Raw genomic sequence first — 13,136 nt, forward strand, 5'->3', positions numbered from 1 at the left:
GAGGTCTTCCCATGATCAACGTGACCAATCGTACCAATATTAACATGCGGTTTTGTTCGTTCAAACTTGCTCTTCGCCATTGCTATTAATCTCTTGTTTTATTCCCTATATTTTATTAGCACCTAGGGACAGTTCTGCAAAACTTAAGTCTGACCAGACTGAAAACAGCCTAATCACCACAACTCTTAGACGGAAAACCCCACCAAATCTATAAATGGAATATCCTCCATCATACCTATTTGCCCAATCATCAATAATCATTTGGAGCGGGTAGCGGGAATCGAACCCGCATATTCAGCTTGGAAGGCTGCTGCTCTACCATTGAGCTATACCCGCATGACCCACGTACTAACTCTCCTTCGATGAATGGTGGAGGGGGTTGGATTCGAACCAACGTAGCATACGCAACGGATTTACAGTCCGCCCCCTTTAACCACTCGGGCACCCCTCCATTACACCGATAAAGTCGCGCAATGAGACATCACGACAACCATCTTGAATACCCATTCAATTCAATCTGATTGCGAAGTGGTTATGACGATTACTATTGTATCTGTCAACAGAATAAATACAATTCTGTACAAATTTCCTGCTCATAATTTTAAATCATAGATTTTTTCTCTCTATTTTTCTTATTAACACGTTATAAAGAAGCTATGAAAGAAAAAACATCACAAAATTCTCATTATGCTCGTTTGCGTCGCCGATATCGCGATACAAAAGGCTCTCCTTCTCGATCTTTTACACACCCAAAGAAGAAAGCTGCTTCTTTACAGCAAGAGATCATCCATCTTTATGGCATTCATTCTGTTCAGGCTGCTTTAGAAAACCCAAAAAGAATTTTAAAATGTCTTTACGTTACACAAAATGCCTTAAAACGATTAAATATATCCGAATCAGATTATCCTTGCTCTGTTACATTATGCACCCCAAAATATCTTGATTCGCTTGTTGGAAGTGAGGCTGTTCATCAAGGTATTGTTTTGGAAACTCTCCCCCTCAAACCATGCAAACTGTCGGAACTAACCAATACTGATCTGGTCATTGTCATGGATCAAATTACCGATCCACATAATGTTGGCGCTATTATGCGCTCTGCAGTTGCATTGAAAGCTAAAGCACTTATTACAACTTGCCGTCACTCTCCCCACGAAAGCGGTGTTCTTGCGAAAGCGGCATCTGGAGCTCTGGAAATGATTCATTATATTACCGTACGAAACCTTGCTGAAGCTCTTCAAGAACTTCATCAAACAGGTTTTACAAGCTTTGGTCTCGATTCAGAAGGTGACCAACCTCTAGAAACAGCATTAACAGGGAATAAAATTGCTCTTGTTTTAGGAGCAGAAGGTAAAGGTTTACGTAAAAAAACACGCGAAACCGTTTGCGCTTTAACACGCCTTGACATGCCTGGAAATATTAAATCATTAAATGTTTCAAATGCAGCAACAATAGCTCTTTATGTGGCACATCAATATCTTAGATTCTAGTTTTTAATTTTTTGTGAAACATCAAAAAAACCAACCAACAAAAAACCCGCAAAAAACCCGCCAATATGAGCTTCCCATGCTATTGAGATGCCATTTTCTTCAAACAAAATAGAAGAAATACCTATGATCAAATCAGTCGTCAGCCATACACTCATATAAACAAGAACCCCCTTAGAACACAGAGCTTTTTTGACAGATAATAAAGGTCCTAAAAGTTTTTCGTTCTGCGCATTGACAGCTAGATTACCACTAGGAAAACCATAACGTGCAATAGCACCCATCATTCCAGATACGGCACCTGACGCCCCAATAAGTGATATGGTACTTTCTTGATGAAATGTAAAATAAGTCAAAACAGAAATAACTGCCGTTAACACCCAAAAAATTAAAAAACGTAAAACACCAAAATGCCTTGCTAAAGGAGAGCCGAAAACCAAAAGCCAAACCATATTAAGAGCAACATGTTTAAAACTACTATGCATAAATGAATAACTCACCATGGTATAACAAAATGCTACAGGATCCCTCTTAAACAATGCTGGTATAAATGAAAAAAGCTCAAGGCTTTCAACATAAACCTGATGAGAAAAAAAATACTGAGAAATGCAATAAAGACAAAAACAAAATGCTATCAAAACAACTATAATAAATGGAACATTCAATAAGGGTTCTTTAGGTTGTTTTGGCAATCGGGAAACATCATTATGTTGGTGACTAGAAACTTTCATTGTATAAAATCTCGTATTTTTTAGAAAATGGGTTATACTTTATACAAAATAAATATACCATTCCCAGTGATGCAGAATCTTCTCAACGCCTCTTCGAAACCCCTTTTTAAATTTTCAATAGCTCTACATGAAAACACGTGTATTTTATACAAAAGATTTTAAAAAGCATGGATATCAAGAATATGATTTACAAACTTAGTGGTATCCCGCTTACTTAAATGTGAAGTTACCATGCAATATACAAGAACTTACGAATAGACAAACTCACTTATGAGGTGGTGTATAATAAAAATATATAAACATTATTTTCTTACTAGAAATATATTGATTATTGCATTTTTTAACCAAGCTATACTTCGATTGATAAACTTTAAAGAATCTTAAATCTCAATTTTTCCATTAATATGGCCTGCATTGCTTCTATGCTTTGAACGAAAAACGACATCTCTATGAGAAAAAATACCAATACAGCGTTCTCTAGATATAATAATTAGTGTTTCATGATAAATTACTTACTTGATAATCTGTTTCCCTCATACATGCAAAAGCGTCAGTTCATCTCTTTAACAAATATAAACAAGCCTTTCATTTCAACCTTTAACAGATATAATTCAAGAACTGTCTCTTATGAAACACTTAAAAAATATGTTGATTCTAATGATGCATCTTTGAATTTAAACAGTTCATGACGGAATTTTTTATTCCTTTTTTAGACAGTGTTATTGACACATCCGCCACTTGTAACGCGCAAGAGAATAGTTTGGATTATTCAATATAAAAAAAATTAAATGAGGTAATCATAGGAATTTGCTATTAAGTTGTAAAATGATAAAGGACCATTATAAATCAATGTATTATAAATAGATAACACACTAATTATTGAAGAGGAAGATCTTGAGCATTCTGCTTGCAATCCTTTAACCACACATCATAAATAGGATGCTCAACAGCGTTCAAACCAGGACTATCTGCAAACATCCATCCTGTAAAAATACGCCGTACTTTTTTATCTAATGTTACTTCATTGACTTCAACAAAACCAGTTGTACGCGTGGGTTCATCTTTAGAGCTCGTATAACACGCACGTGGTGTTACCTGTAATGCACCGTACTGATAAATTTTACCAAGAGTAACTTCAAAACGTGTGGTCCGTCCCGTGATTTTGTCAAGACCTGCAAAAACAGCAATTCCATTGCTAATACGCTCAGCCCGCACCCCATTATTTAAGGATAAAAACACTAAAATTCCCATTAAAAAAATATATATAAAATGCCTCACCCCTAACAATAAAAAAAATCTCATCATATCAAAATCAATCGCACCTTAAAAAATAATTCTTTTCATAACATAGAGTCAAATAAGACAAAAATACACACGCACATTAAAACATGTTATTTTTTAGGTGACCACGCATCATAATCTTCATGCACACAAGAACGCTCTCCATTGGAGGTGATAGCTCCCTTTGGTCGATAGCCCTCACTTGTTCCTGTCATATTTGCAACATGAGGCTTTTCCCATTCATAAGGATGATAATCCTCTTGTGTTGGTGGACACTCACAGCGATGATGAATCCAGCCATGCCAACCTGGTGGAATAGTAGAGGCCTCAGAATAGTCTTTATAGATAACCCAACGGTGCGGATAACCATCCTTATGAAGTCCTCCTTCATAATATATATTTCCAAACTGATCTTCCCCTATCCGCTTACCTTTGCGCCATGTGAAAAAACGCGTACCAATGGTATTACCATTCCACCATGTGAAGATTTGCTTAAAAAAACGAGCCATCTGCTATTCCATTCATTTAGTGCGCTCATGAAATTAATCGTTGGAATAAAATTATTAACGATTGAAATTATCGAAAAAGTTACTAGTAAATTCAACTACAATTCCAATTGATAGGTTAACGTGCTATCCTTTAATTTCAAGAAGATATCATATGTATGGCTTCTTCTCCACCCCATAAAATTTAATCTATGCCAAGTTTCATCTTAACCAATTCATTAACAGCTTGGGGATTTGCCTTACCACCTGTTACTTTCATTACCTGTCCAACAAACCAACCAGCTAAAGCAGGTTTGTGCTTTGCTTGCGCAACTTTATCAGAATTATTGGCAACGATCTCATCAACAGCTCTTTCAATAGCCTTTGTATCCGTTACCTGCTTCATATTTCGTTCTTCTACAATTTGGCGTGCATCTCCCCCCTCATTCCAAATAATCTCAAAAAGATCTTTGGCAATTTTTCCAGAAATAACTCCTTCTTTTATAAGATCAATAATGCTTCCCAATTGATTTGGCGATACTGGTGACTCTTCAATCTCACGATTATCTTTATTTAAAGCCCCTAAAAGGTCGTTAATCACCCAATTGGCAACTATTTTTCCATCACGCCCACGCGCTACCTCTTCAAAATAATCAGCAATAGCCTTTTCTGTCACAAGAATGGAAGCATCATACACTGTCAATCCCATTTCCTTAATAAAACGTGCTTTTATAGCGTCAGGCAATTCTGGTAAGTCTGCTGCCAAAGCATCCACAAATGCTTGATCAAATTCTAATGGTAAAAGATCAGGGTCAGGAAAATAACGATAGTCATGCGCTTCTTCCTTTGAGCGCATAGAACGCGTTTCACCTTTAGCGGCATCAAAAAGCCGAGTCTCTTGATCTATGACGCCTCCATCTTCTAAAATTGCGATCTGACGACGCGCTTCATATTCAATTGCTTGACCAATAAAGCGAATAGAATTAACATTTTTAATTTCACAGCGCGTTCCAAAATCTTCACCAGGACGACGAACAGATACATTGACATCTGCACGCATAGAACCTTCATCCATATTGCCATCGCAAGTGCCCAAATAACGAACAATCGTACGCAATTTTGTCATATAGGCTTTGGCTTCATCTGATGAGCGCATATCAGGCTTGGAAACAATTTCCATAAGAGCAACACCAGAACGATTAAGATCTACAAAAGACATTGTTGGATGTTGATCGTGCATCGATTTTCCAGCATCTTGTTCAAGATGCAACCTCTCAATTCCCACTTCAATATCCTCAAATTGGCCATTCGAATCTGGACCAACAGATATAATAATCTTTCCCTCTCCCACAATCGGATAGCGAAATTGAGAAATCTGATACCCCTGCGGTAAATCTGGATAAAAATAGTTTTTGCGATCAAAAACAGATCTTAAATTAATATGCGCCTTTAATCCTAACCCCGTTCGAACCGCTTGACGAACACATTCTTGATTAAGAACAGGTAACATACCTGGCATGGCTGCATCAATAAGTGATACATGACTGTTCGGCTCTGCACCAAATTTTGTTGATGCTCCTGAAAAAAGTTTTGAATTTGATATGATTTGCGCATGAACTTCCATGCCAATGATGACTTCCCAATCACCTGTAACTCCAGAAATAAAACGCTTAGAATCAGGAGTACGCGTATCAATGATGCTCATTGCCAATCCACTACCAATATTTTAAAATTTACTCATGGCTTATCTAAAACCATTCTCTCAGTGTAACCCCAGGACATAAATCTTACAACACAAGCCCGATTTTATCGGGCTTGTGTTGTTTGCATAAATATTAAGCTTTTTTAGGAGCCTTTTTCTTAGCTGTTTTTTTCTCTGTAGACTTTTCTTTCACTTCAGACTTTTTCTTTGCCTGCTTTTCTTCAGGGACATCTGATTCGTCATATTCTTTCATCAACTCTTCAACCGTCACTTCTTTATCTGTGACTTTTATCTGTGCTAATAAATGATCAATGACCTTTTCTTCAAAAATCGGAGCACGTAGATTTTCAACAGCTTCCGGAGTCTTACGGAAAAAATCCATAATCTCTTTCTCTTGTCCTGGATATTGGCGAACCTGATCAAAAACTGCTGCTTTTAGCTCATCCTCACTAACTTTAACACCAACCTTCATTCCAATTTCAGAAAGCACCAAACCAAGACGAACACGACGCTGCGCAAGGACACGATATTCCTCACGTGCCTTTTCTTCTGTAATACCTTCATCTTCAAAACTGCGCCCAGCCTTTTTCAAATCATCATTAACCTGAGCCCATATATTGTTAAACTCAACCTCTAAAAGTTCTTCAGGAATCTCAAAATTATAATCAGCATCTAAAGCATCAAGAATTTGACGCTTAACTTTTTGACGTGTCACTGAACCATATTGGCTTTCAATCTGCCCACGAACGACCTCACGTAAGCGATCTAGAGACTCTAAACCAACTTTTTGCGCTGCTTCATCATCAATTTTTAATTCATCTGGTTTAAAGACAGCTTTGACAGTAATGTCAAACTCTGCTTCCCGTCCCGCCAAATGTGCCGCACTGTAATTATCAGGAAATTTAACAAAAATCGTTTTTACATCCCCAGCTTTCACACCAACCAATTGCTCTTCAAAACCAGGAATAAATTGTTTTGACCCAAGAATCAGTTGTGCATCACTATCTGCCCCACCTTCAAATGGAACGCCTTCAAGCTTACCTTGATAATCTATGGTAATGCGATCACCTTCTTCAGAATTCCCCTCTTTTAGAGAATAATTACGCGTAGAAGAAAGGACGCGATTGACTTGATCATCAATATCCTGTTCAGGAATAATTGCAATTTCACGGATAACCTTAATATGTTCAAAATCTTTAATGTCAATTTTTGGTAAAACTTCATACTTTAAACTAAAAGTAAAATCAGCTTTGCCATCTAGAATTTTTTCATCTTCATCTATATCAATTTTTGGCTGCATCGCTGCACGTTCATTGCGGTCCGCTAAAATAGAACGGGGTGCATCACTGAGTATCTCATTGAGAATCTCCGCCATAAAGGATTTACCATACATTTTTCGCAAATGCCCACTAGGCACTTTACCGGGACGAAAACCATTAAGCTTGATTTTTCCCTTGGTATCATCCAATCGTTCATTCAACTTTTCTTCTAAATCTTTCGCTGGAACCACGATCTTAATTTCGCGCTTCAGTCCTTCATTAAGCGTCTCGGTAACCTGCATTAAACACCTTCATTTTTCTAAGGAGAGGGATCAACCCACTCTAATAATCATTACATTCTAACACTTCGAGTGTTACATTTACCATGAAGCGGAATTTCAGACACGTAGAAATCCGTAGCACTTAAGGGATTGCTTTGGTGCGGATGGAGGGACTCGAACCCCCACGGTCTCCCGCCAGAACCTAAATCTGGTGCGTCTACCAATTTCGCCACATCCGCTCAAACTTACAAGCTAATAACCTTATACAAGCGGCGTTTCTATACCATTAATTACAGAAAAAAAGCAAACAAATATATTAAAAAAAACAAAATCTATGCTTTTCATACATAACTGCTTACGCTAAAAGTCAATTATGTTAAAGACATTTGATATCCCAATTCATATCATCGGTGGCGGTCTTGCGGGGTGTGAAGCAAGCTGGCAAATCGCTCAGTCAGGAATTTCTGTTGTTTTGCATGAAATGCGACCCGAAAAAAAATCAGATGCCCATAAAACCGATAAATTGGCAGAACTGGTTTGTTCAAATTCGTTTCGTTGCGATGATTCATTAACAAATGCCGTAGGACTTCTCCATGCTGAAATGCGATTAGCGAAATCATTAATTATGAAAGCTGCTGATACCAATAAAGTCCCTGCAGGGAGTGCTCTTGCCGTTGACCGTGATGGATTTTCAAAAACCGTTACAACAGCACTAGAAAACCACCCTCTTATAACAATCAAACGTGAAGAAGTTCAAGAAATTCCTAAAGCTTGGAAACATGTTGTCATTGCAACAGGCCCCCTTACATCGCCTGCACTTGCTCAAAAATTACAAGCAATAACCGGTATAAAAGCTCTTTCTTTTTTTGATGCAATTGCACCTATTATCCATACCGACAGTATTGATATCAACATTTGTTGGTATCAGTCTCGCTATGATAAAATTGGTCCTGAGGGAACAGGAAAAGATTATCTTAATTGTCCCCTCAACAAAGAACAATATGAAACATTCGTTGAAGCGTTAAAAAATGCTGAAAAAACAGAGTTTCGTGACTTTGAAAAAACGCCCTATTTTGATGGATGCCTCCCCATTGAAATTATGGCTGAGCGCGGACTTGAAACGTTAAGACATGGTCCTATGAAACCTATGGGCTTAACTAATGCCCATAACCCTACAGTTAAACCCTATGCCGTCGTTCAATTACGCCAAGATAATAAACTTGGAACGCTTTATAATATGGTCGGCTTTCAGACAAAATTGAAATATGGTGAACAAATTCGCATTTTTAGAATGATTCCCGGTCTTGAAAAAGCAGAGTTTGCGCGTCTTGGTGGTCTTCACCGCAATACCTACCTCAACTCGCCAATTATTCTTGATCAAACCCTTCGTTTAAAACAAAAAAAACAACTACGCTTTGCAGGGCAAATTACCGGATGTGAAGGTTATGTAGAATCAGCGGCAATAGGGCTTCTTGCTGGACGTTTTGCTGCTGCCGAATATCATCATATTTCCCCTTGCCTACCCCCACAAACTACAGCATTCGGAGCCCTTTTGAATCATATTACAGGGGGACACATCATAGATGAAAAAGCAGAAACACAATCTTTTCAGCCAATGAATATCAATTTCGGACTCTTTCCGCCTATTGCTTCTATTAAACATTCAGGAAAACGCTTACCAAGTAAAGAAAAAAAATTAGTAAAAAAACAAGCCATAACAGCGAGAGCTCTCAATGATTGTACTCAGTGGTTAGCAAATAAAGAATCAAAGAGCTCCTGTTTATAAAAAACACACGATTCGCCTCTCTCCTACTGAATAGATCTTTATAACTCTCGTGAAAAAATCATTCTAAAGCCTTTTAAAGACTGTCTCCCCCAATCAATAAATACTACCCTACGTTTCATCATTTATTCAATTATGTAGATGCTGTAAAATAACTTTTGGCTATAAAAAAACTTTACCGCTATCAATAATTTAATATGATTTAATGACTAAAAACAAAATAATTATATAAACATATTATGAATAATCAAAATAAATAAATGGAGATACACAAGTAATACTGTACTATCTTTATTAATAGTTTTTATATTACGTAATGTATATTATTTTATAAGAGTAATTTTTCTGTTTTTTAACTTCCTCCCTCAAAATTTGTGATGTTCTCTCATTTTAACTCTTGTATGATGAAGGAAAAATACTCGCTTGCATATCACAAGTGAAATAAAGATATGGAAAAAATATTTGTAGGATAGAGCTGGAGCTATCTCTCCCCTCTCAAATGCCAAGAAAAATCCCAATATTAAAAACCAAATCTGAATATCAAAAGATTTTTTTATTTCAGGATCTTATAATAAATCAATAAAATTATCCTCTTGGTGCGTCACAAGAAAGGTTGGCGTATAAGAGTAAAAGAATAAAACTATCCCTTATGCACTCGTCTCAGATATCTGGGGCTAGTCGCAACATTATAGGAACTGAGAAAATAGATAGCAAGGTGGCACCAACATGCACTTTTATTAAGCGTAAATGGTGATATATAATAACTTTTATGGACTTTACAGAGTTTTCCGCTTCATATTATTTACGGATCTTGTTTTGAAATAAATACCGTAACACTTCAGCGTAATAAAAGTTAATATTACATTTTATAAGCCATACCCGCGCTCAATTAATACAGTACAATATTTCATTGAAAAGACTAAAAACAATATATTTCAGCAATACATGAAAATAAAAAATATCGCAAGGATCTCAAAGTTTTATGTGAAAAACAAGCATAACACATGTGTTAAAAAAACCCGCTTATAAATAAATCGGGTTTTTTTAATGTAGCTTAAATTATTTTTTATTAACTGCTTCTTTAAGGCTTTTTCCTGCAGAAAATTTGGGTACAGAACGTGCTGGAATATCGATTTCAGCACCAGTTGAAGGATTACGCCCCTTTGTTGCAGCACGATGAGAAACTTCAAAAGTGCCAAAACCTGGAAGACGAACATCTCCCCCTGAAGCCAAAGCTTCTGTTACAGAAGCCATAAAAGCATCAACAACAGCACCAGCTTGCGCTTTCGAAACACCTGCCTTTTCAGCAACGGAGCTAACGAATTCACTTTTATTCATAAAATATTTCCTTTCCCTATATTACCTGAACATGACTTAATCATGTTATTGGTCAGTTTATTGAAAAGTACAGCAAACAGAAGTCTTATTTTTATCCAAAACATTGTTTTTTTAGCAATAATCACAGTTATTCACGGAATTTTTCACTTTTTCCAACAAAAAACAGAATAATAACCTCAACAACATCTTCTACCACCTAAAAAATGCCGTTATAAATGAGATAAGTGAATCAGTGCGCAATCTGTATTCCTTCACTATCACTGCTCTCTGACCGGATTGGCACAGCCCCTGTAGAGGGTTCTTTCCATTCAATAGTGTCTGGAAAACGAACCAAAGCGTGTTTCAAAACTTCACTCACATGATTTACCGGAATAATTTCCATATTATTTTTGACATCATCAGGAATATCAACCAAATCTTTTGCATTTTCTTCAGGAATAAGTACTTTTTTTATCCCTCCTCGAAGAGCTGCTAAGAGTTTTTCTTTTAATCCACCAATGGGTAAAACGCGTCCACGTAAAGTAATTTCACCAGTCATTGCAATATCTTTATGCACAGCTACTCCTGTAAGGACCGAAACAATTGCTGTCACCATTGCAATCCCAGCCGATGGGCCATCTTTTGGTGTCGCACCCTCTGGAACATGAACATGGATATCGCGTTTTTCAAAAAGTGGAGGTTCAATACCAAAATCAACAGCACGAGAACGTACATAAGATGCTGCCGCTGAAATGGACTCTTTCATAATATCACGTAAATTTCCAGTTACAGTCATCTTCCCTTTGCCGGGCATCATAACTCCTTCAATAGTCAATAACTCTCCACCGACTTCTGTCCACGCAAGACCTGTTACAACACCAACTTGATTTTCTCCTTCAATCTGATTGTAATGATAACGTTTAACACCCAAGAAATCATGAATATTACTTTCTGTAACTTTTACAGATTTTTGATGTGTTTTGAGAATTTTTGTAACGGATTTGCGGGAAATTTTCATGAGTTCACGTTCAAGGTTACGAACGCCTGCCTCACGTGTATAAAACTGAATAATTGACCTTAGTGCGCCATCAGAAATACTGAGTTCTTTTTTAGATAAACAGTGATCTTTTAGTGCCTTTGGTAAAAGATGCTGTTTAACAATTTCCATTTTCTCACATTCAGTATAACCAGCGATACGAATAATTTCCATACGATCCATTAACGGACCTGGAATATTAAGCGTATTGGCAGTTGTGATAAACATGACATCAGAAAGATCATATTCAACTTCCAAATAGTGATCAATGAATGTACCATTTTGTTCAGGATCAAGAACTTCTAATAAAGCGGATGAAGGATCACCACGAAAATCTTGGCCCATTTTATCAATTTCATCAAGCAAGAAAAGCGGATTAGATTTTTTTGCTTTTTTCATAGACTGGATAATTTTCCCAGGCATCGAGCCAATATATGTTCGGCGATGTCCACGAATTTCTGCTTCATCTCGGACACCTCCCAATGAGATACGAACATACTCACGTCCCGTTGCCTTTGCAATAGAGCGCGCTAATGATGTTTTCCCTACACCTGGAGGACCTAACAAACAAATAATGGGACCTTTTATCTTTGACGCGCGACTTTGTACGGCCAAATATTCAATAATTCGCTCCTTAACTTTTTCAAGACCAAAATGTTCATTATTCATGACCTTTTCAGCAAAATCTAAATTGTTTTTAATCTTAGATTTTTTACCCCAAGGCATTGCTAATAACCAATCAAGATAGTTACGTACAACTGTCGCTTCTGCAGACATAGGAGACATATTCCGTAATTTTCTCAATTCTGCTCCAGCTTTTTCCTGTGCTTCCTTGGATAGTTTTGTATTCTTGATACGTTCTTCTAATTCAGAGAGTTCATCTCGGCTATCATCACCTGCTCCTAACTCTTTTTGAATAGCCTTCATCTGCTCATTGAGATAATATTCTCGTTGGTTTTTTTCCATTTGCCGTTTAACATGCGAACGAATACGTTTTTCAACCTGCAAAACAGAAATTTCTCCTTCCATGAAGGACAAAACACGTTCAAGACGGGCCCGCACAGGTAAGAGCTCTAATATTTCCTGTTTTTCTGCCAGTTTAATCATCAAATGAGAAGCAATCGTATCGGCAAGCTTAGAAGGATTATCAAGCTGGCCAATCGCATTCACAACTTCAGGAGAGATTTTTTTATTAAGCTTTACATAGTTTTCAAAATAAGTAATCACTGACCTTGAAAGAGCTTCAATCTCAACATCACTCTCTCTAGGTTCTTCTGTAACAGTTGCAAAAGCCTGATGATAACCTTCACTTAAAGCAAATTGACTAATTTTTGCACGTGCAGTTCCTTCAACCAAAACCTTTACAGTACCATCAGGAAGCTTTAAAAGTTGAAGAATATTAGCAAATGTACCAATATGATAAATATCCTCTGATTTTGGATCGTCATCAGAAGCATTTTTTTGTGTCACCAATAGTATTTGCTTATCAACCGCCATCGTTTCTTCAAGAGCACGAATTGATTTTTCGCGGCCCACAAAAAGTGGAACAATCATATGGGGGAAGACAACAATATCACGAAGAGGTAAAACAGCATAAACCCCATCTCTTACTTCATCTGTCTTTTCATCAATATATTGCATAACTCTCCTTTCTGGAGCCTATGAGCTATCTACAACAATTAGCCCACCTTTAGAAAATCTCAGCTCTTCACTGTACATGAAGTGGTAATTACTCATACATAAATCAAGCATTATAATGATATTATTAGAAACACCT

At 37.0% G+C, this 13,136-nt stretch carries 9 protein-coding genes, 3 tRNA genes and 1 pseudogene; 2 read left to right on the plus strand and 11 right to left on the minus strand.

Features of this window, described 5'->3' with window-relative positions:
• The 3 genes and pseudogenes from ACFIMS_RS01905 to ACFIMS_RS01915 all read right to left on the minus strand — a co-directional run.
• Positions 1-80 (minus strand): annotated as a pseudogene (locus ACFIMS_RS01905) (elongation factor Tu); the annotation flags it as partial.
• 182 nt (positions 81-262) lie between these two features.
• Positions 263-336: transfer RNA gene (locus ACFIMS_RS01910), tRNA-Gly, on the minus strand.
• Between the two features lie 31 nt (positions 337-367).
• A tRNA-Tyr gene (locus tag ACFIMS_RS01915) sits at positions 368-451 on the minus strand.
• 205 nt (positions 452-656) lie between these two features.
• Between ACFIMS_RS01915 and ACFIMS_RS01920 the strand changes: the two genes are divergently transcribed.
• Positions 657-1,487 (plus strand): TrmH family RNA methyltransferase, encoded by an 831-nt coding sequence (locus ACFIMS_RS01920; protein WP_375612889.1) that lies wholly within the window; start codon positions 657-659, stop codon positions 1,485-1,487.
• On the opposite strand, the gene ACFIMS_RS01925 is transcribed toward ACFIMS_RS01920, so the two are convergent.
• From ACFIMS_RS01925 to ACFIMS_RS01950, 6 genes are all read right to left on the minus strand, one after another.
• Positions 1,484-2,215: a rhomboid family intramembrane serine protease gene (locus ACFIMS_RS01925; protein ID WP_375612890.1), complete on the minus strand. Its 732-nt coding sequence runs from the start codon at positions 2,213-2,215 to the stop codon at positions 1,484-1,486. The two genes, ACFIMS_RS01920 and ACFIMS_RS01925, sit on opposite strands and share 4 nt — an antisense overlap.
• Before the next feature lie 876 nt (positions 2,216-3,091).
• Positions 3,092-3,517, minus strand: coding sequence for a DUF2155 domain-containing protein (locus tag ACFIMS_RS01930; RefSeq protein ID WP_375613043.1), 426 nt, complete (start codon positions 3,515-3,517; stop codon positions 3,092-3,094).
• A gap of 89 nt (positions 3,518-3,606) precedes the next feature.
• Positions 3,607-4,005, minus strand: a complete 399-nt coding sequence (locus ACFIMS_RS01935) for an NADH:ubiquinone oxidoreductase subunit NDUFA12 (protein WP_375612891.1) — start codon at positions 4,003-4,005, stop codon at positions 3,607-3,609.
• 181 nt (positions 4,006-4,186) lie between these two features.
• Positions 4,187-5,686 carry an Asp-tRNA(Asn)/Glu-tRNA(Gln) amidotransferase subunit GatB gene (gene gatB, locus ACFIMS_RS01940; protein ID WP_375696334.1) on the minus strand — a complete coding sequence of 500 codons (1,500 nt, stop codon included), beginning with the start codon at positions 5,684-5,686 and terminating at the stop codon, positions 4,187-4,189.
• Positions 5,687-5,816: 130 nt separating this feature from the next.
• Entirely contained in the window at positions 5,817-7,244 is a 1,428-nt protein-coding gene (gene tig, locus ACFIMS_RS01945) for a trigger factor (protein ID WP_375628989.1), read from the minus strand.
• 135 nt (positions 7,245-7,379) lie between these two features.
• Positions 7,380-7,462: transfer RNA gene (locus tag ACFIMS_RS01950), tRNA-Leu, on the minus strand.
• Positions 7,463-7,596: 134 nt separating this feature from the next.
• Here ACFIMS_RS01950 and trmFO point away from each other — a divergent pair.
• The gene (gene trmFO / locus ACFIMS_RS01955; RefSeq protein ID WP_375645457.1) at positions 7,597-9,009 is read left to right on the plus strand and encodes a methylenetetrahydrofolate--tRNA-(uracil(54)-C(5))-methyltransferase (FADH(2)-oxidizing) TrmFO; all 1,413 of its coding nucleotides are present in this window, start codon (positions 7,597-7,599) and stop codon (positions 9,007-9,009) included.
• A gap of 1,056 nt (positions 9,010-10,065) precedes the next feature.
• Here trmFO and ACFIMS_RS01960 read toward each other — a convergent pair.
• On the minus strand, positions 10,066-10,344 hold the full coding sequence (locus ACFIMS_RS01960) for an HU family DNA-binding protein (protein ID WP_375611283.1): 279 nt from the start codon (positions 10,342-10,344) through the stop codon (positions 10,066-10,068).
• Between the two features lie 229 nt (positions 10,345-10,573).
• Positions 10,574-13,000, minus strand: a complete 2,427-nt coding sequence (lon, locus tag ACFIMS_RS01965) for an endopeptidase La (RefSeq protein WP_375612894.1) — start codon at positions 12,998-13,000, stop codon at positions 10,574-10,576.
• Between the last annotated feature and the right edge of the window lie 136 nt (positions 13,001-13,136).

This window comes from Bartonella sp. AP331QHHD, from assembly GCF_042195905.1.
In the GTDB taxonomy this organism is placed as follows: domain Bacteria; phylum Pseudomonadota; class Alphaproteobacteria; order Rhizobiales; family Rhizobiaceae; genus Bartonella.

Coding starts and splice junctions, on each gene's coding strand:
- ACFIMS_RS01920 (WP_375612889.1), top strand. CDS start 657: ATGAAAGAAAAAACATCACAAAATTCTCATTATGCTCGTTTGCGTCGC.
- ACFIMS_RS01925 (WP_375612890.1), bottom strand. CDS start 2,215: ATGAAAGTTTCTAGTCACCAACATAATGATGTTTCCCGATTGCCAAAA.
- ACFIMS_RS01930 (WP_375613043.1), bottom strand. CDS start 3,517: ATGAGATTTTTTTTATTGTTAGGGGTGAGGCATTTTATATATATTTTT.
- ACFIMS_RS01935 (WP_375612891.1), bottom strand. CDS start 4,005: ATGGCTCGTTTTTTTAAGCAAATCTTCACATGGTGGAATGGTAATACC.
- gatB (WP_375696334.1), bottom strand. CDS start 5,686: ATGAGCATCATTGATACGCGTACTCCTGATTCTAAGCGTTTTATTTCT.
- tig (WP_375628989.1), bottom strand. CDS start 7,244: ATGCAGGTTACCGAGACGCTTAATGAAGGACTGAAGCGCGAAATTAAG.
- trmFO (WP_375645457.1), top strand. CDS start 7,597: ATGTTAAAGACATTTGATATCCCAATTCATATCATCGGTGGCGGTCTT.
- ACFIMS_RS01960 (WP_375611283.1), bottom strand. CDS start 10,344: ATGAATAAAAGTGAATTCGTTAGCTCCGTTGCTGAAAAGGCAGGTGTT.
- lon (WP_375612894.1), bottom strand. CDS start 13,000: ATGCAATATATTGATGAAAAGACAGATGAAGTAAGAGATGGGGTTTAT.